This window comes from Sphaerisporangium siamense (genome assembly GCF_014205275.1).
Lineage (GTDB): Bacteria > Actinomycetota > Actinomycetes > Streptosporangiales > Streptosporangiaceae > Sphaerisporangium > Sphaerisporangium siamense.
On sequence record NZ_JACHND010000001.1, the window covers coordinates 2091351 to 2112651 of the forward strand.

A 21301-nucleotide genomic window follows, 5' to 3' on the forward strand; every position below is an offset into this window, starting at 1 on the left:
CCCATCACCACTCCTCGTCCGCCGTGGCGGTCGTCTCCACGCCGTTCTTCTCCGCCGGAAAGCTCACCTGGCCGTGGATTAATGAAATTTAACTCTCCCAATAGGATGGGCTGGTGGTCAGGGCGAGGCGAGGCGCGGACGGTCGATGGAGGCCCCGGTATGGCGCTTGACGATACGACCGAAGAGCTCGCCCGCGACGCCGCTCAGGGCGACCACCGGTCCCTCGGGGAGCTTCTCCGCCGCATCGAGCCCGACGTTCTGCGCCACTGCGCGAAGTTCCTGCCCTACCACCAGGACGCGGAGGAGGCTTGCCAGGATACTTTGCTGGCGGTCGCCCGCAACATCGGCAGGTTCGAGGGCCGGGCACGTTTTTCCACCTGGTTGCACATCGTGACGGCCAACTGCGCCCGCACCACCTACCGCACGCTCAAGCGGCGCGCCGCCGAGCAGGCGTCGGAGGACCTGCCCGACCTGCGGGCCGACCCGGGCCGGGTGAGCGTGATCGCCGGCTACCGGCTCGACCTGCTGGACGCGATGGAGGCCCTGGAGGCCGACAAGCCCGACCTGGCGCAGGCCCTGGTGCTGCGTGACATCTGCCAGCTCGACTACAACCAGGTGGCCGAGCAGCTCGGCATCCCGCTCGGCACCGCCAAATCGCGCATCCACCAGGCGCGCAAGTACGTCCAGGGCATCCTCGGCGACGCCTACGGCCCGCTGGCCTGACCGACATGCGGTCGGCACCGTCTCATGATACGAGACGGCACGCCTGTCCCGCCGGGTGCGAGGTACAGTGATGTCGGTCTGCCTGTCATGTCGGCAGTCTTACAACTGAACATTGCTCATCCAGAGGGGTGGAGGGACCGGCCCTGCGAAGCCCCGGCAACCCTCCCGGCTGTGGTCATCGCGTCTCCGAATGTCGCGGCACTTAGACCAGTGAGACCGGCCGGGACAGGTGCCAATTCCGGCCCGGGACCAAGGTGGTCCGGGCGAAGATGAGGGAAAGGCCTCGCTTCATGGCGCTCGCAACAGCTGAGATCACCACCTCCAACGACTTCGGCCCCGCCGTCGGCCTGTCCTGCCGCGAATGCGGCACCCGCTATCCCCTGGGCCCGAGCTTCGCGTGTATCGAGTGTTTCGGGCCACTCGAAGTGGCCTACACCTGGAGCGGCCCCGACTTCGACGGGGCCGCGCCCGTCACGCGTGAGCAGATCGCCGCAGGTCCCGCCAACATCTGGCGCTACCGGGCGCTACTGCCGGTCCCGGCCGACGTCGCCGCCAAGCCCAACCTCGCCCCCGGCTGGACCAAGCTGGTCAAGGCCGACAACCTGGCGCGTGAGCTGGGGCTGCGCAGCCTGCACGTCAAGGACGACTCGGGCAACCCCACCCACTCCTTCAAGGACCGGGTGGTCGCCATCGCCCTGGAGGCGGCGCGCACCTTCGGCTTCCACACGCTGTCCTGCTCCTCCACCGGCAACCTGGCCGGCGCCGTCACCGCCGCGGCGGCCCGCGCCGGGCTCGACGCGTGCGTGTTCATCCCCGCCGACCTCGAAGAACCCAAGATCGTCATGGCCTCGGTGTACGGCGGCCGCCTGGTCGGCATCGAGGGCACCTACGACGAGGTCAACCGGTTCTGCTCGGAGCTCATCGGCGACCCGCTGGGCGACCGGTGGGGTTTCGTCAACGTGAACCTGCGGCCGTACTACGCCGAGGGCTCCAAGACGCTGGCGTACGAGATCGCCGAGCAGCTCGGGTGGCGCATTCCCGACCAGATCGTCATCCCGGTCGCCTCGGGCTCCCAGCTCACCAAGATCGACAAGGGCTTCAAGGAGCTGATCAAGCTCGGCCTCGTCGAGGACAAGCCGTACAAGATCTTCGCCGCGCAGGCGGAGGGCTGCTCGCCGGTGTCGGCCGCCTTCAAGGCCGGGCGGGAGGTCGTGCAGCCGGTCAAGCCGCGCACCATCGCCAAGTCGCTGGCCATCGGCAACCCCGCGGACGGCCCCTACGTGCTCGACATCGCCCGCCGCACGGCTGGCGCGGTCGAGGACGTCACCGACGCCGAGATCGTGGACGCCGTGCGGCTCCTCGCCCGCACCGAGGGCATCTTCGCCGAGACGGCGGGCGGCGTCACCGTGGGCGTGCTCAAGAAGCTCACCGAGAAGGGCCTGCTGGACCCCGAGGCCGAGACGGTGGTGCTCAACACCGGCGACGGCCTCAAGACCCTGGACGCGGTCGCGTCCGGCGCCCGGCCGACCGCGGTGATCCGTCCCTCTCTCGACGCATTTCGTACGGCTGTCGTGGAAAACTCCTGAAAGGTCCCTATAAATGAGCGTTTCTGTACGGATTCCGACGATTCTCCGTACGTACACCGACGGTGCCGCCGAGGTGACGGGCGAAGGGGCCACCCTTCGCGACGTGCTGCAGAAGCTCGACGCCGACTACCCCGGAATCGGGGCTCGTATCCTGGACGAAACGGGCAGCATCCGCCGTTTTGTCAACGTGTATGTCGGAGAAGAGGATGTCCGTTTCGTGGACGGACTTGACACCCCCACCCCCGACGGAGCCCAGGTTTCGGTGATCCCCGCGGTCGCCGGCGGCTGACCGCAAGCCGGGCCGAACGCCCGCTCGTCCCCCGGGACGGGCGGGCGTTCGTGCGTTCTGGGCCCTTGAACGGCCCAACTATCACAATAGAAGCTTTTACTGGGTCCCCTCGGTAGTGTAATTGTCAACTAACTAAACGCGAGTGCGAAATAGTCACGTACCGCTTTGAGCGAACGTCAAGAAGTAGTTTCGTGATTGACTCTGTTGCGCCAAGGCATGCCACAGGTATGGTCGAGAACGATCGACGTGGCCGAGGAGTTCGCATGCGTCTCGGTTCCGAAGGTCACGGACCTCGCGGAGGAGTGGGCGGGGTCCGGAGCCCAGCAAGAGGAGTCGGAAAGTGGCGCAGGGCACCGTCAAATGGTTTAACGCGGACAAGGGCTACGGCTTCATCGCGGTAGACGGTGGTAAGGACGTGTTTGTCCACTACTCAGCGATCCTGGCGGAGGGATACCGTTCCCTCGAACAGGGTCAGCGGGTGGAGTTCGAGATCACACAGGGCCAGAAGGGTCCCCAGGCCGAGTCCGTACGGACTGTGTGACGCGGCCGGCGAAGCCCGGCCGCAGTCGAAGAGATCCACTGGTCTATCACAGTCACGAGAAGGAGGGTCCGGTCCGCCCTGCGCAAGGGCGGGCGGGCCCTCTCCCGTTCTGACGTGGGACATCGTCGCCCGCCCGGCCGCCGCCGGATGAGGGGCAGGCCCAATATTCGGCATACGGTCGGAGAAATCCGTGTGCCTCCCAGGTCATAGGGGTGGTCGCTTGCACTCGACCGGGTAGAGTGCTAAATAGTTCGTTGGCACTCTCGTGTGGAGAGTGACAACCTGGATCGAGGCGATGGGGCCCGGTGGTCCACGGCGACAGGGTCGTGGAGGAGCGGGTCTACATGCCGTCGCGGGCGTCGGCTCGATCCGTCGCAAGCCACCCTGTATCTGGGAGGTCTAGCCGTATGGCAGCCAAGATGATCGCGTTCAACGAGGACGCCCGGCGCGGTCTCGAGCGCGGTATGAACCAGCTCGCCGACGCCGTCAAGGTGACCCTTGGGCCCAAGGGCCGCAACGTCGTGCTGGAGAAGAAGTGGGGCGCGCCCACCATCACCAACGACGGTGTCTCCATCGCCAAGGAGATCGAGCTCGAGGACCCGTGGGAGAAGATCGGGGCCGAGCTCGTCAAGGAAGTCGCCAAGAAGACCGACGACGTCGCCGGTGACGGCACCACCACCGCCACCGTGCTCGCCCAGGCGCTGGTACGCGAGGGGCTGCGCAACGTCGCCGCCGGCGCCAACCCGATGTCCCTCAAGCGGGGCATCGAGGCCGCCGTCGAGCGCGTGAGCGAAGAGCTCTCCAAGATTGCCAAGGACGTGGAGACCAAGGAGCAGATCGCCTCCACCGCCTCCATCTCCGCCGGCGACACCCAGATCGGCGAGATGATCGCCGAGGCGATGGACAAGGTCGGCAAGGAAGGCGTCATCACCGTCGAGGAGAGCAACGCCTTCGGGCTGGAGCTTGAGCTCACCGAGGGTATGCGCTTCGACAAGGGCTACATCTCCGGGTACTTCGTGACCGACCCGGAGCGCATGGAGGCCGTCCTCGACGACGCCTACATCCTCATCGTCAACGGCAAGGTCTCCGCCAACAAGGACCTGCTGCCCCTGCTCGACAAGGTCGTGCAGTCCGGCAAGCCGCTGGTCATCATCGCCGAGGACGTCGAGGGCGAGGCCCTGGCCACCCTGGTCGTCAACAAGATCCGCGGCCTGTTCAAGTCCGTCGCGGTGAAGGCCCCCGGCTTCGGCGACCGCCGCAAGGCCATGCTCGGCGACATCGCCACCCTCACCGGCGGCCAGGTCATCAGCGAGGAGGTCGGCCTCAAGCTGGAGACCGCCACCCTCGACCTGCTGGGCCGCGCCCGCCAGATCATCATCACCAAGGACGAGACCACCATCGTCGACGGTGCCGGCGACCCCGAGCAGATCGCGGGCCGGGTGAACCAGATCCGCGCCGAGATCGAGAACACCGACTCGGACTACGACCGCGAGAAGCTGCAGGAGCGCCTGGCCAAGCTGGCCGGCGGCGTGGCCGTCATCAAGGCCGGCGCGGCGACCGAGGTCGAGCTCAAGGAGCGCAAGCACCGCATCGAGGACGCCGTCCGCAACGCCAAGGCGGCCGTCGAGGAGGGCATCGTCCCCGGCGGTGGCGTGGCTCTGATCCAGGCGGGCGCGAAGGCCTTCGACAAGCTGGAGCTCTTCAACGACGAGGCCACCGGCGCCTCGATCGTCCGCAAGGCGCTGGAGGAGCCCCTCAAGCAGATCGCCGTGAACGCCGGCCTTGAGGGCGGCGTCGTGGTGGAGAAGGTCCGCAACCTGGAGGCGGGCGTCGGCCTGAACGCCGCCACGGGCGAGTACGTGAACCTGCTCGACGCCGGCATCATCGACCCGGCCAAGGTGACCCGCTCGGCGCTGCAGAACGCCGCCTCGATCGCGGCCCTGTTCCTGACCACCGAGGCCGTCATCGCCGAGAAGCCGGAGAAGGAGAAGGCTCCGGCCGTCCCCGGTGGCGGCGACATGGACTTCTGAGCCGCTTCGGCGCCCAGATATCCCAGATAACAGCGAAAGGGCCATTCCCGGTCTCCCGGGAGTGGCCCTTTCGCGTGCGCGGGGAGTCCCGGGCCGGGCCGCGTGACGCGGACGCCGCTGTGACGGCCCCCGACGCCGTCGGCCCTTCAGGTGGACGTCGCGGTCAGCGGCCCCCGACGGCGCGCTCCAGGGCGTCGAAGCCGCGCTCCAGCAGGGCGATATGGTCCTCGACGACCTCGGCGGCGGGTTCGCCGGCGATGAGCCTGCGCGCGCTCTCGGCGTACGTCGTGCGGTAGACGGTGACGACGAGGGCGGCGGTCGTCTTCTGCCACGGGTCGCCGGGGTCGGCCCCCACGGCCTCGGCCAGCGCGGCGGCGAGGACGTTCTCGGTCTCCTGGATCGACTCGCGGATACGCGCCAGCAGGGCCGGTGAGCCGGCCACCACGCGCCAGAACGTGCCGTACCCCTCGCCGACCCCGCCGAGCGGATGCCCCTCGCGTGCCAGGCCGACGAACAGGCGGCGCAGCGCGGCCAGCGGCTCGACATCCGGCTCCCGGTCGCGGACGGCGCCGGTGATCAGGGCGAGCGCCTCGGGCAGCCGGTCCAGGAACATGTCCTCTTTGCGCGGGAAGTAGTTGAAGACCGTCTTGGGGGAGACGTTCACCGCCTCGGCGATCTCGGTGACCGTGACGTTGTCGAAGCCCTTCGTGATGAAGAGATGCGAGGCCACATCAGAGATCAACTGCCGTGTCTGCCGCTTCTTGCGCTCGCGAAGCCCTGGGTCACCCTGCACGGCATAACTGTACTGGCTGAAAAAATACTGTTACGGTAATTTTTTAGCCAGGGTAGCTATGAGGGAGACGGTATGACGGACGACGTGGACGTGCTGGTCGCGGGCGCCGGACCCGTGGGGCTGATGCTGGCCTGCGAGCTCGCGCTCGCCGGCGTCTCGGCGCTGGTCGTCGAGCGGCGCCACGAGATCGACCCCACGATCAAGGCGGGGTCGCTGAACACCCCGTCGGTGGAGGCGCTGTACCGGCGCGGCCTGCTGGACGAGCTGCGGGAGGCGCAGGAACGCAACCTGGAGCAGTTCGCCGCGTTCATGCGGCAGCGGGCGGCAGGCGACGGCGCGGCCGGCGGGCCCCCGCGCACGCCGCCCCGGTTCGCGGGCCACTTCGCCGGCGTCATGCTCCGCGCCGACCTGCTGGACGGCGACGACCCCGACCTGAACGGCCACGGCCCGGCCGACATGATCGGCCTGGTCAACCAGCAGCAGCTTGAGGAGATCCTCGCCGGGTGGGCCGGCCGCCTCGGGGTGAGGGTGCGCCGGGGCGCCGAGCTGACCGGCTTCGCCGAAGACGACACGGGCGTGACGGTGACGGTCCGCGACGGGGGTGCGGACGGTCCGGGCGAGAGCGTGATCCGGTGCCGGTGGCTGGCCGGGTGCGACGGCGGCAGGAGCATGGTGAGGAAGCTCGCCGGCTTCGACTTCCCCGGCACCGACCCGGAGATCACCGCCTACCAGGCCCTGGCCGAGGTGACGGGCACCGAGGCGCTCGGCGTCGGCTGGCACGCCACCCCCACCGGCGTGTACGCCCACGGCCCCGTGCCGGGCCGCATCCTGACCGTCCAGTTCACCGGGCCCCGCGCCGAACGCGACGCCCCCGTCACGCCCGAGGAGCTGGAGGCGTCGATCCGGCACGTCACCGGGGCCGAGGTGACCGTGGCCGGTATCAAGGCGGCCACGCGGTTCACCGACAACGCGCGCCAGGCGACCACGTACCGCCTCGGCCGCGTCCTGCTCGCGGGCGACGCCGCCCACGTCCATTCCCCGTTCGGCGGGCAGGGGCTGAACCTCGGCCTCGGGGACGCGGTGAACCTCGGCTGGAAGCTGGCCGCCACCGTGCGCGGCCAGGCTCCGGACGGGCTGCTCGACACCTACACCGCCGAGCGGCACCCGATCGGCGCGTGGGTGCTGGACTGGACCCGCGCCCAGGTGTCGGTCATGCGCCCGGACCCCCGCGCCCGGGCGATGCGGCAGGTGGTCCAGGACCTCGCCGGGACCGTCACCGGCACCACCTACTTCGCCAAGCGCATCTCCGGCGTCTGGCAGCGGTACGCCATCCCCGGCGACCACCCGCTCGTGGGGGCGAGCGCCCCCGACCTCGGCCTCGCCGACGGCTCGACGCTCGCCGGCCATCTGCGCGAGGGCCGTGCCGTGCTGTTCGACCTCGCCGGGGACCTCGCGCCGGTGGCCGCCGGGCACCGCGACCGCGTGACCGTGGTCGCGGTCGCCTGCCCGGAACGTCCGGAGCTGGCGGGGCTGCTGGTCCGGCCGGACGGGTTCGTCGCCTGGGCGGGCGACGCGGGCGCGGCCGGCACCGGGGCGCTGGAGCGGGCGCTCACCACGTGGTTCGGCGCGCCGGTCGCCGCGCTCGCGTGAAAGATCCTGAATACCTGGGGTGACTCCGCAGGTGGCGTCACCCCAGGCAGGGCCGGGGGATTTGTACCGGTGTTTCCGGGGTGTACGACGCCGCGACGCCGCTGGGACCATCGCCGGTGTGGCTCCGCGTGGGGCCAGGACCTGACGAGGAGAGACCATGCGGAAGATCGTCGTGAGCCAGTTCATCTCGTTGGACGGCGTCGTCGAGGCCCCGGAGACCTGGCACTTCCCCTACTTCAACGAGGAGATGGGCGAGTCGGTGACGTCCCTGCTCACCGAGGCCGACGCCCTGCTGTTCGGCCGCGTGACCTACGAGACGTTCAAGGAGGCGTTCGCCGGCGCCACGGGCGACCCGGTCGCCGAGCGCATGAACGCCCTGGCCAAGTACGTCGTCTCCGACACGCTGGACACGGCGGACTGGGCCGGCACGACGGTGGTGAGCGGCGACGTCGCCGGCGAGATCGCCGCGCTCAAGCGCGCCCCCGGCGGGACCATCGCGATCAACGGCAGTATCACCCTGGTCAGGGCGCTGCTGCGGGCCGGTCTGGTCGACGAGCTGAGGCTGCTGCTCCACCCGATCGTCGTCGGCAAGGGCACGCGCCTGTTCGAGGACGGCGGGCAGATCCCGCTGACGCTGGCCCACGCCAAGCCGTTCACCACCGGCGTGCTGGAGCTCACCTACACGTCGGCCTGAGCCGCGAGCTGGGCGGGCAGGGCGGCGGCGTGCAGGACCGTGAGCGTGGTCACCGCCCGGGTGAGGACCACGTAGAGCCGGGCCAGGCCCCGGTCCTCCGCGGTGACGATGTCGGCGGGCTCCGCGACGATCACGTGGTCGTATTCGAGGCCCTTGGCGAGCGTCGCGGGGATCAGTGAGACGCGGGACTCGGCCGAGGAGTCGGGGCCGAGGACCTCGTGGGCGACGCCCGCGGCGGTGAGCGCCGCCGCGAGGGCGGGCACGGCGGCGTCGGCGGCGATCAGCCCGACCGAGCCCTCGCGGGCCGTCACCTGTGCCACGGCCTCGGTGACGGCGGCGGGCAGGTCGGTGATCCGGCGGACGGTGAGCGACCCGGGGCCGGGGCGCAGGGACCGGGGGGCGGCCAGGGCGGGCGCCACCGACGGCAGCAGCCGGGCGGCGAAGTCGAGCACCTCGCGCGGCACGCGGAAGCCCAGCGTGAGCTCGGTGACCATGCCCTCGGCGAACCCCAGGTGGCCGAGGACCTCCTCCCAGGACCGTGCCGACCAGGGCGTCGTGCCCTGGGCCAGGTCGCCGAGTACGGTGGCCGAGCCGGTGCGGCAGCGGCGGCCGAGGGCGCGGAGCTGCATGGCCGACAGGTCCTGCGCCTCGTCCACGACGAGGTGCCCGAGCGTCGGGGTGCGCTCGATCAGGTCGGCCAGCTCGTCCAGGAGCGCCGCGTCGGCGGCCGACCACTTGGCCGACTTCCAGGACCGCGGCGGCTTCGCCCAGACCAGCGCGTCGCGCTCCTCGCCGGTCAGGTCGCTCCTGGCGGCGCGGGCCAGGAACTCGGCGTCGGACAGCAGCCGGAACAGCACCTGCTCGGGCGTGACGCGGGGCCACACGGTGTCCAGGAGCTGCTTGACGGGCTTGGACCTGGCCACGGCGTCCTGCACCCGGTCGTCGGGGGACTCGCCGCGCTGCTCCATGCGCACCAGCACGGCGTGGGCCAGCCGCTGGGCGAGCGCCGCGCGGCCGGGGCCGTAGCGCGTGGTGCCGCGCAGGGACGCGACGGTCTCGCGGACCTCGTGGTCGGCGACGCGGAACCGGTTGATGCCCCGGGTGACCAGCAGGCCCTCCTCGGGCTTGCTGACGTGCAGCCAGAGCGCGCGGTGCAGCACGGCGGCCATGCGGGCGTCGCCCTTGAGCGCGGCGACCGAGGGGTCTTCCGGGGCGGCGTGGTCGCCGAGGATGCCGGCGACGGTGGCCTGCTCGACGCGCACCTCGCCGAGGGCGGGCAGCACCGAGGAGATGTAGGACAGGAACGCGCGGTTCGGGCCGACGATCATGACGCCGCCGCGCGACAGCTTCTCGCGGTGGGTGAAGAGCAGGTAGGCCGCCCGGTGCAGGCCGACGGCGGTCTTGCCCGTCCCGGGGGCACCCTGGACGCAGACCGTGCTGGACAGGTCGGCGCGGACGATCTCGTCCTGGTCGGGCTGGATGGTGGCGACGATGTCGCGCATTGGGCCCGTGCGGGGGCGCTCGATCTCCTCGGTGAGGATGCGCGACTCATGCCGCGGCGCGCTCCGGTCCAGCGGCTCGTCCTCGTACGCGGTCAGCTCGCCGCCGTGGAAGCCGAACCGGCGGCGCAGCCGCACGCCCATCGGGTCGGAGGGACGGGCCTGGTAGAAGGCGCGGGAGACGGGGGCGCGCCAGTCGATCACCATGGGGCGGCTGCCGTCGTCGTGGACGTGACGGCGCCCGACGTGGATGGTCAGGGGCAGGTCGTCGTGGCCGGCGCGGTCGAGGCGGCCGAAGAACAGCGGCGTGTCGGGGTGGTCGGCGAGGGCGGTCACGCGCTGGTCGAGCAGGCCCTGGAGCACCTGCCGGGAGACCCAGTCGCCCGCGGCGTCGGCGGACAGGGACCGCGCGTGCTCGCGCATGGCCTTCAGCGCGTCCCGGGAGGCCGCCAGGTGGGCGCGCTCCTCGCGCAGGACGGTGTCCGGGTCGATGCCGGGGATGGGGGCGGGGGGTGGGGAATCGGGGTTCTTGTCCGGTATGTCAGGGGCCAACTGGTGTCCGGGCATGCGGACGCACTCCTCGGGTTCGAAGGGGGCGGCAAAGGCACGAACCCGCAAGCTTATACGTTCGGACCCGCGGCCGCTGGATGGCTGTGGGGGTGTGTCCGCGCAGGCGTGCGATGAGGCGCTTGTCCTGGAGTTTGCAGACTGTTGAGCTTTGGGTACGCCGTGAGGGTGACGACGCGTACTCCGGGGGCGCTGTCTCCGGTCATTCCCATCCTGGCGAACCTCCTCCTGGGAGGGTTGTGGACGTTTTCGGTCTTCGCCGGTTGGGGGTTGGAGGCCTTCTGCGGTAACGGGGAATCGCCGGAGTCGTGCGTGGACCGGCTCGGCATGGTTTCCCTGCTCTCCGGGCTGTTCGCGCTGGCCGGGGCCGTCGCGACGGTCGCCGCCCTTGTTCCACCCCTATTCCGTAAATACCCGCAAAAGTCCCTCATGCTGGTAGGGATTGCGACCGCCTCGTGGCTTATCGCGCTGGCCGTGCTTTACGTCGGCGGGTTGATCGGTCGGTGATCCTGCCGACACGTTGCGTGCAGGTATCCCAAAATCCCGAAAAAGTGGGACAATCCTTGTGATTTGGTTAGATCATCGGGTATGCCGCAGTTGGCGCCGTGGGAGCCGCTGGGCGAGGGGGTGAGTGGGGTGCGGAAGTTTAAGGGTATTTCGTGGATCTGAATCGTCAGCCACGCTGAAAGTTTTCCCGAGACGGCTTTGGGTGGGGGGCGACGGCGTGCCGCCCGGCGCTATTCGCCGGCCAGCACGTCGTCGGCGTCGATGATTTGGTAGGCGTAACCCTGCTCGGCCAGAAACCTCTGACGGTGCGCCGCGAAATCCTGGTCCACGGTGTCCCTGCTGACCACGGAGTAGAACCGCGCCCCGCCGCCGTCCGACTTCGGACGCAGCACGCGGCCGAGCCGCTGCGCCTCCTCCTGGCGTGAGCCGAACGTCCCCGACACCTGGATCGCGACCGACGCCTCCGGCAGGTCGATCGAGAAGTTCGCGACCTTGGAGACCACCAGCACCTGGATCTCCTTGTCGCGGAACGCCTGGAACAGCCGCTCCCGCTCCTTCACCCGCGTCTCGCCCTTGATCACCGGGGCGTTCAGGTGGTCGGCGAGCTCGTCGAGCTGGTCGATGTACTGCCCGATGACCAGGACCTGCTCGCCCGCGTGCCGCCGCACCAGCGTCTCGGTCACCCGCGTCTTGGACGGGGTGGTCGCGCAGAAGCGGTAGCGCTCCTCGGACTCGGCCATGGCGTACGCCAGCCGCTCCTCGTCGCTCAGCGTGACCCGCACCTCGACGCAGTCGGCGGGCGCGATCCAGCCCTGGTTCTCCATCTCCTTCCACGGCGCGTCGTACCGCTTCGGGCCGATGAGGGAGAACACGTCGCCCTCACGGCCGTCCTCGCGCACCAGCGTCGCGGTGAGCCCGATGCGCCGCCGGGCCTGCAGGTCGGCGGTCATGCGGAAGATCGGCGCGGGCAGCAGGTGCACCTCGTCGTACACGACCAGGCCCCAGTCGCGGGCGTCGAACAGCTCCAGGTGGCGGTACACCCCCTGCCTGCGGGTGGTCATCACCTGGTAGGTGGCGATCGTGACCGGCCGGATCTCCTTCTTGGTGCCGGTGTACTCGCCGATCTCCTCCTCGGTCAGCGAGGTGCGCTTGAGCAACTCCTGCTTCCACTGGTGGGCCGAGACGGTGTTGGTGACCAGGATGAGCGTGGTCGCCTGGGCGTGGGCCATGGCCGCCGCGCCCACCAGCGTCTTGCCGGCGCCGCAGGGCAGCACGACCACGCCCGAGCCGCCGTGCCAGAACGAGTCGGCCGCCTCCCGCTGGTAGGGGCGCAGCGTCCAGGTGTCCTGGGCGAGGGAGATCGGGTGGTGCTCGCCGTCGACGTACCCCGCCAGGTCCTCGGCGGGCCAGCCCAGCTTCAGCAGGGCCTGCTTGATGTTGCCGCGCTCGCTCGGGTGGACGGCCACGGTGTCGTCGCCGATGCGCCGCCCCAGCATGGGCTGGATCTTCTTGGACCGCAGCACCTCTTCGAGGACGGCCTTGTCGGTGCTGGCCAGCGTCAGCCCGTGGTGGTCGCTGTTCTCCAGCCTGAGCCTGCCGTATCTGGCCATCGTCTCGGCGATGTCCACGAGCAGCGCGTGCGGCACGGGGTAGCGGCTGAAGCCGATCAGCGCGTCCACGACCTGCTCGGCGTCGTGCCCGGCGGCCCGCGCGTTCCACAGCGCGAGCGGCGTCACCCGGTAGGTGTGGACGTGCTCGGGCGCCCGCTCCAGCTCCGCGAACGGCGCGATCGCCTTGCGGCACTCGCCGGCCCTCTCATGGTCGACTTCGAGCAGCAAGGTCTTGTCCGACTGGACGATCAGCGGGCCATCAGACACGTCTCTTCTTCTCCCCGTCTTCGGACACGATGCGCCACCCCGGCGGCGCCGTCCGACTGTCCAACAAGCCGGCGGGCCGTATCAGTCCCGTTCCTCCCGGCGCGGTGGCCCCCGCCCCGCCTGCCGGGAACCACAACTCTTATCACGACGTGGGGGACTCCCGCGCCAGCCGCGAGCGCAGCTCCCTCCTGTCGACCTTCAGCACGCTGGTCATCGGGATCGCGTCCACGAACCTGATCTCGCGGGGATGGCGCAGCCGCCCCACCCTGTCCCTGGCCCACTCCGTCAGCGCCTCCGCCGTGACCGTGGCCCCCGGTCGCAGGCGCACGAACGCCACGACCTCCTCGCCGAGCCGGGGGTCCGGACGGCCCACGACGCCGGACATCGCCACGTCCGGATGCCTGTTAAGCGCGTCCTCCACGTCCCGAGGGAAGATGGTGAAACCGCCCCGGATGATCAGGTCCTTCCTGCGGTCCACGACGTACAGGTAGCCGTCGTCGTCCACGCAGCCGATGTCGCCGGTCCGCAGCTCCCCGTCCACCAGCGCACGCGCGGTCGTCTCCGGCGAACGCCAGTAGCCGCGCATGACCGGCTCGCCGTGGACGCAGATCTCGCCGAGGTCGCCCGGCTCCACCGGCTCGCCGTCGTCGTCCCTGATCGTGATCGTGTAGCCGGGCAGCGGCGGGCCCGCGCTGCCCACCTTCCGCCGGTCCGGCGGGTTCACCGTCGCCACCGCGCTGGTCTCGGTCAGGCCGTACCCCTCCAGCAGACGCACCCCGGCCATCCGCCGCTCGAACTCCTCGATGGCCTCCCGTCCGAGCGGGGCCGCGCCGCAGGTCAGGTACAGCAGGTCGGGGAGCGGGGTGGTCTCCAGGGGCTCGTCCAGCAGGTCGCGCACCATGGCCGGCACCACCGCGCCGTACTGGACGCGGTGCTCGGTGGCGATCTGCAGGAACGCCTTGGCGGTGAACGCCCGCATCACCACGGTGTGCTGGGGTTCGGGGGAGTGCATGGCGGTGAGCGCGACGATGAGCCCGTAGGAGTGCGACAGCGGCACGGGGATGATGCCCCGCGTCACCCCCGGCCGGTAGGTGACCTCGTGGGCGGCCCTGGAGACCTGCCACAGGCCCGCGTGGGTGAGCATGACGCCCTTGGCCCGGCCGGTGGTGCCGCCGGTGTAGAGCAGGGCCGCGAGGTCGCCCTCGTCGCGGTCCACGTGCCCCTCCCCGGGGGTGTCCTCCAGCTCCGCGAAGCCGACGACCCGCCCCTCGCCCTCGGGGGCCTCCCCGGTCACGACGACCGGGAGGTCCCGCGTCGCCGCCAGGACGAGCGGCAGCAGCTCGGCGGAGACGACCAGGGCGCGCGGCTCGCCGTCGGCCACGATGTGCGCCAGCTCGTCGGCGGAGACCAAGGGCACCACCGGGGTCACGACCGCGCCCGCCGCCCACGCCGCCCGGTAGGCGATCAGCACCTCCGGCCGGTTGGCCGCCATGACCAGCACCCGGTCGCCCGGACCCACGCCGAGCCGTCTCAGGCCCGCCGTGGCCCCCCGCACGCGTTCCGCCAGGGCGTGGGCGCGATGCCAGACGCCTTCGTGGTACAGCGCGTCGAAGTCGCCGAACCCGGCCCACGACCTCTCTGCCAGACGGCCGAGCGTGCGCTCCGGAGCCATCGCGATCACCTTCTCCCGCGGCGGGACTACCGTTCCGCACGCCAACCTGATCCGGCGGCCCGTGCGGCGTCAACCCCTGTCGCGGTCAGTTCACGTCCGCGACACCGGTGATGCGGTGCAGCGCGAACCGGTGGACGGCGGCGCGCGTCTCGTCGTACGCGGTGAGGTAGCCGCCCTCCATGCGGGCGGGCTCCAGGATGCGGCTGGTCGCGTGGCCCTGGGAGTCCAGGTAGCCGATCCAGACGCGCGAGCCCTGCCGGATCGCCTCCTGCAGCAGCGTGATCGTCCCGGTCGAGGGCGTGCGCGGCACCTGACCGTCCGGCGCGGCCGTCGGACGCCTGCGCGCCCGGTGCGCCTCGTCGCCCGCCCTCATGGCGCGCACGGCCGCCGCCACCACGTCGGGGTCCAGGGCGGCGGCGCCGGGGACGGGACGGGCCGCGGGCGCCCGCTCGGTGCGGCGCGCGTCGGCCCGCGTGACCACCACGTCGCCCTCGGAGGACTCGGCGACGGGGGAGTACCCGAACGCGCGCAGCGAGTCCACCACGACCGCGCGCGAGCTGCGGGACGCCACCACCGTGGGGGCCAGGCGCCGCAGCCGCAGCGGCGTCGCCCGCTTGTCGGCCATCACCTCGTCCAGCACGGCAGGGTCGTCGCACCGCACGTAGGAGCTGGCCGTGCCCACCCGGACCCGGCCGTGCCGGCGCGCGACGTCCGACACCAGGTAGCGCAGCGGCTGCGGGACCGGCGTGGCCGAGTGCTTCTCCAGCATGGCCACCACGTCGTCCGCGCTGGCCCCGGCGTCGAGGGCCCTGCGGATCGAGCCCTCGCAGAAGCGGTAGACGGTGGCGCCGCCCTTGGACTCGACGTCGGCGACCAGCGCCAGCCAGCGGCCGAGGTCGCCGGTCAGCGGGCCGGGGGCGACTGCCGTGAGGTCGGCCTGGAGCAGCACGTGGTCCACGGGCTCGGGTAGCAGCGGCGCCAGCAGCCGGGCGGGTCCCTCCGGCCCGGCGGACCCCGGCAGCAGGGCGCGGCCGAACACCGACATGACGCCGAGCCCGGTCACCCCGAGCTGCTCGGCCTCGCGCAGCGCGAACCCGACGAGCTGGTCGCGGTAGGAGCCGCGGCGGCGCGGCTGCTCGAACGCCAGCCGCTCGCGCACCGACTCCGCCGACGGCGCCAGGCCGGGCCCGGCCGAGGCGGGCACGCGCAGCGTCCGCACCCGCACCTCGACGGCGGCCGGCCTGCGCAGCTCGGGATGCAGGACGTTGAGCAGGCGGTCGCGGTCGTCACGCTCGCCCACCAGGCCCGGCACCCGGTCGCCGGTCAGCCAGGCCGACGCCAGAAGCTCCCAGCGATCCTCGGTGGCCTTGACGCGCCAGATGTCGTACTGGGTCGTGGGCAGCCACTCGCCGTCGGAGGGCGCGCTGGAGGCGATGAGGCCCGCCGCGTGGGCCACCTCGATGACCAGCGCGGCCGTCCACTCGGGAAGGTCGAGCCCCTGGGCGGTCCGCCGGAGGTCGCGCACGGCGAGGCCGCCGGTGCGCAGCGTGCCCGGAGGATCGACGCCCCAGCGCTCGCACAGCTCCTCGACCGTGCGGACGAACGTGAACGCCTGGCCCGCGGCGGTCCGGTCGGCCAGGGCCTGGTCGCGGACGGCGCCCTCCAGCGGCGGCGGGCCGGGGCGCAGGTCGCGGTGGATCCTGCCGCCGCGCAGCGCGAGCCCGACCTCGCGGGGCAGCACGACCGACTCCTCGCCGGTCGCGGCCAGCAGGCCGCGCGCCAGCAGCTCCTCGATCGGGGACTGGGCCGTGGCCACGCTGACCTCGCGCCGGGCGTTCGGCACGCGGCCGGCGGGCGGGCCCCAGGCGAGCTCGTCCAGCGCCGCGCGGGCCTGGGGGCCGATGCCGGCCAGCAGTCCTTCGACGACGCCGTCCTCGGCCAGCAGCGCGGCGAGGCGCTCGGGCTCGCCCCGCCCCTCCCGTGCCCGCCGGGGCTTGTGCCCGGCCGCGCGGACGATCTCGGCCAGGTGGTCCGGCGGGTGGTCGCGGAACGCCTCGGCGGCAGGCGGGCCGAGCCCGGCGGGCGTGTCGGTGACGTCGCGGACCCCCGGCGCGGGGCGCAGCGCGTCGTCGGGCCCGTACACCAGGGCCAGGCCGCGCAGGCGATCGACGGCCTCGCGCAGCGGGACCTCCAGCGGCCCGGCGTCCGCGGGCACGGACCCGGCCATCGCCGCGCGCAGTTCGCCGTACGGCAGGCCGTCGCCGTCCTCCGAGGTCAGGACCAGCAGGGTCTCGACCACGGCCAGCGCGAAGCGGTCCAGCCGGTCCAGGGCGCGGCCGGTCGCGGAGGGGCTGGTGGCGCGGATCACGAGCCCTTCGAGGTGGGCGGGCACCGGGGTGATCAGCTCGGGGCGTCCGGACACCAGCGCGCGCAGCCGGTCGTCGGGGAGCCCACGCAGCCAGTCAGTGAACCGGGTGTCCATCACGCGCCACCGAACCCTCTGTTCACCGTCACCGCAACGCCCGCTCGCCGTAGAAACCGTCTTCTCCATCGTAGGAGGCCCGCCGCGCAGGCACGCCGGGCGGGCGATCACGGTCCCGCTCCGGCCGGGGGTTCACGGTCATGGCGATGACCGGGAAATGGTGCGTCCGCCGGGCCGGTGCGGCAGGATGGCGAGAATGAGCGAGCGCGCCGATCAGCTCGTCCTGGAGTACGTCAGCAAGGTCGCCGACCTGGCGCACGGCGTGCTGCGCACCGAGCAGCGTCTCGACTTCGTCCGGCGGTTGCGCGTCCGCATCGAGGAGGAACGTCGCGGCAGGGACGACGTCGCGACCGCGCGCAAGGTGATCGCCCGCTTCGGCGATCCTTCGGCGCTCGTCCATCGAGAACTCCGCCGCCTCGCCGACGGCGGGCAGGCGACCGGGGGCGGCGGGCCGTCCCCGGGGGCGCGCGCCGGCTCGGCGGTCTCCCCGCGGCGCGCCCCGGGCCCGCGCCCCGGGAGCACGGCCCGTGTTCCACCCCCGGTCCCACCCCGCGTCCTGCCGCCGGACAGGGCTCCCACCGTCCGGCCCGTGTCCGCGGAGGCCGGCACGGCGGACGACTTCGGGGACTCGGCGACGGAGGTCATCCCCGTCGTCACCGATGATCCGCCCGCGGTCGTGACGGCCCCCGTCCCGGTGGTCCCTCGGGAGGCGGGCCCCGGCCGTTCCGTGCGCCCCGGCGGCCGTCCGGCGCCGAGGAGGCCCGTGACCCCGGCCGCGCGCCGCGGGCGCGCGCCGTTGTCCGCCCGGCTGCGCGGGGCCGCGAAGGCCCGCGCGGGCGGGCGTGATCTCCGTACCGTCCTGCGCGACGGGCGCCGCGAGGTCGCCGGGATGGCGGTGCTGCTGCTGGCCGGGCTGCTCATCCCCTTCCCCCTGCCGTACGTCGCGATCTTCCCGATGCCGCTGCTGGTGTGGGCGCTCGGCGCGGTCGCCGTCCTGGCCTGCGAGGGCTGGGGGTTCAAGGACCGCATGACAGGGCTGCTGGCCCCGGTGTTCGCCTACGTCGTCGGCGGGGTCGTGCTCGGCGCGGCCAAGACGCCCGAGGCGCCGGGCGAGGGCCTGGCGGCGTTCGTCGCCTCGTTCATGAGCGTCAGCGGTCCGATGTTCATGGCCGGGGCCGCGGCGGGGGTGCTGTGGCTGGGGTACCGGCTGCTCGTCCCGCCGCCTCCGCCGTCCCGGCGGCCACTCGGCACGGTGCGCTGACCGGTATCCCGCTAACGGCGGTATTTCCACATATAAAAGGTCGGTCGATAAAAGAGCGGCGTGCCTCTGACCGGTCGTCGCGACCCTGCGGAGTACACGGGGTGTCGCGGGATTTGGCATCCTTCAAGGGTGTATTCCGTAGGATTTGATCTTGATCTCACGCTCGCGGACACCCGCGCGGGGATCGCGGCGACATTGGACGAGTTGGCGCGCCGTCTGGGCGTCCACATCGACAGCGCCACCGCGATCGCCCGGCTCGGCCCGCCGCTGGAACAGGAGTTGGCCCACTGGATGCCCGCCGAGGAAGTCCCGGCGGCGGCCGACCTTTATCGAGAGCTCGGCCTGGAGATCGCCATCCCGATGACCACCGCCATGGCGGGCGCGGCGGAGGCCGTGGCGCTGGTGCGCCGGCACGGCGGCCGGGTCATCGTCGTGACCGCCAAGCACGAGGTGAGCGCCCGCAGGATCGTCGAGGCGCTGGGCCTGGAGGCCGACCAGGTGGTGGGGTCGGTGTTCGCCGCGGGCAAGGGCGCCGCGATCAGGTCCTTCGGCGCGGCGGTGTACGTCGGGGACCATGTGGGCGACATCGCGGCGGCCAAGGCGGGCGGCGCGCTGAGCGTGGGCGTGGCGACGGGCCCGTACACCGCCGATGCGCTACGTGATCACGGAGCCGACGTGGTTTTGTCGGATTTGACGGGTTTTGGCCAGTGGTACGACGGCTGGCGTGGCCCGGAAATCGAGGCCGTTTCGACGGTCATGTGATGCTCCGCCTGGGCATAACCTACATCCATCCACCATTCATGACAGTCTGAACGAGGTCACCCTGTGCCTACTGGCAAGGTCAAGTGGTACGACGCTGACAAGGGCTTCGGGTTCCTCACCCGCGACGACGGCGGTGAGGTTTTCGTACACTCCTCGGCGCTTCCCAAGGGCGTGGAAGCGCTCAAGCCCGGTCAGAAGGTCGAGTTCGGTGTGGCCGAGGGCCGTCGTGGCCAGCAGGCTCTTTCAGTCCGCGTGCTGGAGCAGCCGCCCACGCTCGCCAAGACGGCGAAACCAAAGGCCAAGCGCAAGAAGCCGGACGAACTAGTCGTCATCGTCGAAGACCTGATAAAGCTCCTGGACGACGTCTCCAACTCCTACCAGCGTGGCAAGCACCCCGACGCCGCGCACGCCAGGAAGATCGCGACCGTGCTGCGCGCCGTCGCGGACGACCTCGACGCCTGAGACGTCCCTCGCCCGCCCTCCGATCCAGGCCCTCACACCCCTCCCCGGGCCTCGGCCGGCGCGCGGGCCGTCGTCCCGTGCGGATCCCCTCAGCCGTGCGGGTTGGTCAGTGGTTTGGTCCCGCCCGGCCTCGGGCCGTCCGAATGCGACTCCGGATACGACTCCCGGTGCGGCTCGGGACGGGCGCCGGGGCCGTCGGCGCGGACGTCCTCGGTCCGCGCCCGGTACACGTCCGTGAACGGCTTCGGCCCGGCCGGTGACGGGGACGGCCCGGCCGGTGACGGGGACGGCCCGGCGAAGACCGCCCCGGCCCGGGCCCGCAGCCTGCGCCGCCTGCGGATCAGGATCCAGGCCAGCGCGGCGACCAGCGCGGCGGCGACGACGCCGAGGCCCACCGGCCCCGCGGAGCGGCCGGACCACAGCGAGAACAGCAGGCCGGCGAGCCCGCCCGCCACCCAGGCGATCTGCAGCAGCGCCTCCACCACGCCGAAGGTCGAGGAGCGGACCTCCTCGCCGATCTCGCGCTGCACGACCGCGTCCAGCGCCAGCTTGCCGATCTCCTGCGCGAACCCGGCGACGAGGGCGATGCCGACGGCCGCCCAGAGCGAGAAGAAGATCGCCGAGACCGCCGCCGTCGCCGTGGCGAGGCCGAGCGCGACCAGCACGATCACCTGGGGCGGACGGCCCCGCACCCAGGACGCGACGGCCGCGCCGAGCAGGCCGCCGGCGCCCGCCGCGCCCGCGAGTATCGCGATCAACGCCTCCTCGGGGAGGCCGCTGCCGCGTAGGTTGCCGTCCTTGACCAGGAAGAGCAGAAACAGCACGAGAAAGCCGGACAAGACGCGAATTGCGGCGTTGGCCCGTACGGCCTCCGTCACCACCGGCCCGATGTTCAGCAGCGTGCGCCAGCGCGGCCGCGTGGCCCCGCCCTCCTCGATCTCCTCAAGGTCGGGCGCGTCGACGTGGCGGGGCAGCCGCACCGCGCCCACCCCGGCCGCGATGAAGATCACCATGGTGCCGCGCAGCACCCACTCCGCGCCGGCCCACGCCGTCAGCCCCGCCGCGACCGGGGCGGCGACACCCGCCGAGACCAGCGCGAACAGCGCGACCCGCGCGTTGGCCGTGACCAGGCCGATGTCCGCGGGCAGGACGCTCGGCATCGTGGCCGCCCGCGACACGTTGTACGCCTTGGACAGCACCAGGACGGCGAGCGCGGCCGGGAACAGCGTGAGGCCGTCGGCCGGGCCGATCGCGGCGGCCATCGCCCAGCAGAGCAGGCCGCGGGCCAGCAGCGTCCCCGCCATGATGGAGCGGCGGCCCGAGCGGAAGCGGTCCAGCACCGGGCCGACGAACGGGGCGAGGACGGCGAACGGCACCATCGTGATCAGAAGGTAGAGCGCAACCTGGCCCCGGGCCTGGTCCACGGGCAGGCCGAAGAAGAGCGTGCCCGCCAGCGCCACCGTGACCATCGCGTCGCCCGCGCTGTGGGCGGCGGTCAGCTCGATCAGGCGTCCTAGGCCGGTGCGGTCCGCTCCCTGGGCGTGGGTCAGCCTGCGGGTGGCGCCGCGGACGCCGCGCCCGGCCCGCGCCGTCCCCTTGGCGGCGGCGCCGCCCGCCCGCGCCGTCGTCCTGACGGCCGTGCGCCCGGCGCGGAACGTGCCGCGGCCCGCGTCCGCGGTGGCGCGCGCGGCGCGGGACAGCGAGCGTCTGGCGCGGTTCCAGCCGTCCCCCATCACGCGCGCGCGGACGGGACACCGTGACCGGTGGCCGAGCGATCCACGCTTCCTCCCTCACAGCGATCGGTTCCGCCGTCCATCTGCCCTATATCTGCGTCTTTTCCCCGTTCGCCGTGGCTCATGGCGGTACGCAGGTGGGCGCCCGGTCCGCGCGGCCGACGCCCGCCCCC

At 72.0% G+C, this 21301-nt stretch carries 17 protein-coding genes and 1 riboswitch; of the genes, 11 read left to right on the forward strand and 6 right to left on the reverse strand.

What is annotated here, in order from left to right; genetic code table 11:
* Nucleotides 1–159: 159 nt before the first annotated feature.
* From BJ982_RS09880 to groL, 5 genes are all read left to right on the forward strand, one after another.
* A complete protein-coding gene (locus BJ982_RS09880; protein ID WP_184878650.1) occupies nucleotides 160–723 on the forward strand; it encodes an RNA polymerase sigma factor in 564 nt (187 codons plus the stop codon).
* A gap of 113 nt (nucleotides 724–836) precedes the next feature.
* Nucleotides 837–999: riboswitch (SAM riboswitch) on the forward strand.
* A gap of 14 nt (nucleotides 1000–1013) precedes the next feature.
* Nucleotides 1014–2309: a threonine synthase gene (thrC, locus tag BJ982_RS09885; RefSeq protein ID WP_184888625.1), complete on the forward strand. Its 1296-nt coding sequence runs from the start codon at nucleotides 1014–1016 to the stop codon at nucleotides 2307–2309.
* Between the two features lie 13 nt (nucleotides 2310–2322).
* Nucleotides 2323–2598 carry a MoaD/ThiS family protein gene (locus BJ982_RS09890; RefSeq protein WP_184878653.1) on the forward strand — a complete coding sequence of 92 codons (276 nt, stop codon included), beginning with the start codon at nucleotides 2323–2325 and terminating at the stop codon, nucleotides 2596–2598.
* Nucleotides 2599–2938: 340 nt separating this feature from the next.
* Nucleotides 2939–3139, forward strand: coding sequence for a cold-shock protein (locus BJ982_RS09895; RefSeq protein ID WP_114033242.1), 201 nt, complete (start codon nucleotides 2939–2941; stop codon nucleotides 3137–3139).
* Between the two features lie 407 nt (nucleotides 3140–3546).
* Complete coding sequence (groL, locus tag BJ982_RS09900) at nucleotides 3547–5169, forward strand: chaperonin GroEL (protein ID WP_184878656.1); 1623 nt, start codon at nucleotides 3547–3549, stop codon at nucleotides 5167–5169.
* A 163-nt stretch (nucleotides 5170–5332) separates the two neighbouring features.
* Here groL and BJ982_RS09905 read toward each other — a convergent pair whose 3' ends face one another.
* Nucleotides 5333–5962 (reverse strand): TetR/AcrR family transcriptional regulator, encoded by a 630-nt coding sequence (locus BJ982_RS09905; RefSeq protein WP_184878659.1) that lies wholly within the window; start codon nucleotides 5960–5962, stop codon nucleotides 5333–5335.
* A 72-nt stretch (nucleotides 5963–6034) separates the two neighbouring features.
* On the opposite strand from BJ982_RS09905, the gene BJ982_RS09910 reads away from it, so the two are divergent.
* Nucleotides 6035–7612 (forward strand): FAD-dependent monooxygenase, encoded by a 1578-nt coding sequence (locus tag BJ982_RS09910; protein ID WP_184878662.1) that lies wholly within the window; start codon nucleotides 6035–6037, stop codon nucleotides 7610–7612.
* A gap of 157 nt (nucleotides 7613–7769) precedes the next feature.
* Entirely contained in the window at nucleotides 7770–8306 is a 537-nt protein-coding gene (locus tag BJ982_RS09915; RefSeq protein ID WP_184878665.1) for a dihydrofolate reductase family protein, read from the forward strand.
* Here the strand turns inward: BJ982_RS09915 and BJ982_RS09920 are convergent.
* Nucleotides 8291–10372 carry a HelD family protein gene (locus BJ982_RS09920; protein WP_184878668.1) on the reverse strand — a complete coding sequence of 694 codons (2082 nt, stop codon included), beginning with the start codon at nucleotides 10370–10372 and terminating at the stop codon, nucleotides 8291–8293. The genes BJ982_RS09915 and BJ982_RS09920 overlap by 16 nt on opposite strands.
* Nucleotides 10373–10540: 168 nt before the next feature.
* Between BJ982_RS09920 and BJ982_RS09925 the strand changes: the two genes are divergently transcribed.
* Complete coding sequence (locus BJ982_RS09925; protein WP_184878671.1) at nucleotides 10541–10879, forward strand: hypothetical protein; 339 nt, start codon at nucleotides 10541–10543, stop codon at nucleotides 10877–10879.
* Between the two features lie 230 nt (nucleotides 10880–11109).
* Here the strand turns inward: BJ982_RS09925 and BJ982_RS09930 are convergent, their stop codons facing one another.
* The 3 genes from BJ982_RS09930 to BJ982_RS09940 form a co-directional block, all read right to left on the reverse strand.
* Nucleotides 11110–12756, reverse strand: a complete 1647-nt coding sequence (locus BJ982_RS09930) for a DNA repair helicase XPB (protein WP_184878674.1) — start codon at nucleotides 12754–12756, stop codon at nucleotides 11110–11112.
* Nucleotides 12757–12898: 142 nt separating this feature from the next.
* The gene (locus tag BJ982_RS09935) at nucleotides 12899–14428 is read right to left on the reverse strand and encodes a class I adenylate-forming enzyme family protein (protein WP_184878677.1); all 1530 of its coding nucleotides are present in this window, start codon (nucleotides 14426–14428) and stop codon (nucleotides 12899–12901) included.
* Nucleotides 14429–14513: 85 nt separating this feature from the next.
* Nucleotides 14514–16910 (reverse strand): helicase-associated domain-containing protein, encoded by a 2397-nt coding sequence (locus BJ982_RS09940; protein WP_184878680.1) that lies wholly within the window; start codon nucleotides 16908–16910, stop codon nucleotides 14514–14516.
* 196 nt (nucleotides 16911–17106) lie between these two features.
* Between BJ982_RS09940 and BJ982_RS09945 the strand changes: the two genes are divergently transcribed.
* From BJ982_RS09945 to BJ982_RS40345, 3 genes are all read left to right on the forward strand, one after another.
* Nucleotides 17107–18171 (forward strand): hypothetical protein, encoded by a 1065-nt coding sequence (locus BJ982_RS09945; protein ID WP_184878683.1) that lies wholly within the window; start codon nucleotides 17107–17109, stop codon nucleotides 18169–18171.
* 129 nt (nucleotides 18172–18300) lie between these two features.
* Nucleotides 18301–18933 (forward strand): HAD family hydrolase, encoded by a 633-nt coding sequence (locus BJ982_RS09950; protein ID WP_184878686.1) that lies wholly within the window; start codon nucleotides 18301–18303, stop codon nucleotides 18931–18933.
* 63 nt (nucleotides 18934–18996) lie between these two features.
* Nucleotides 18997–19395: a cold-shock protein gene (locus BJ982_RS40345; RefSeq protein ID WP_184611400.1), complete on the forward strand. Its 399-nt coding sequence runs from the start codon at nucleotides 18997–18999 to the stop codon at nucleotides 19393–19395.
* A gap of 89 nt (nucleotides 19396–19484) precedes the next feature.
* Here BJ982_RS40345 and BJ982_RS09960 read toward each other — a convergent pair whose 3' ends face one another.
* A complete protein-coding gene (locus tag BJ982_RS09960; RefSeq protein ID WP_184888627.1) occupies nucleotides 19485–21128 on the reverse strand; it encodes an MFS transporter in 1644 nt (547 codons plus the stop codon).
* Nucleotides 21129–21301: the final 173 nt, after the last annotated feature.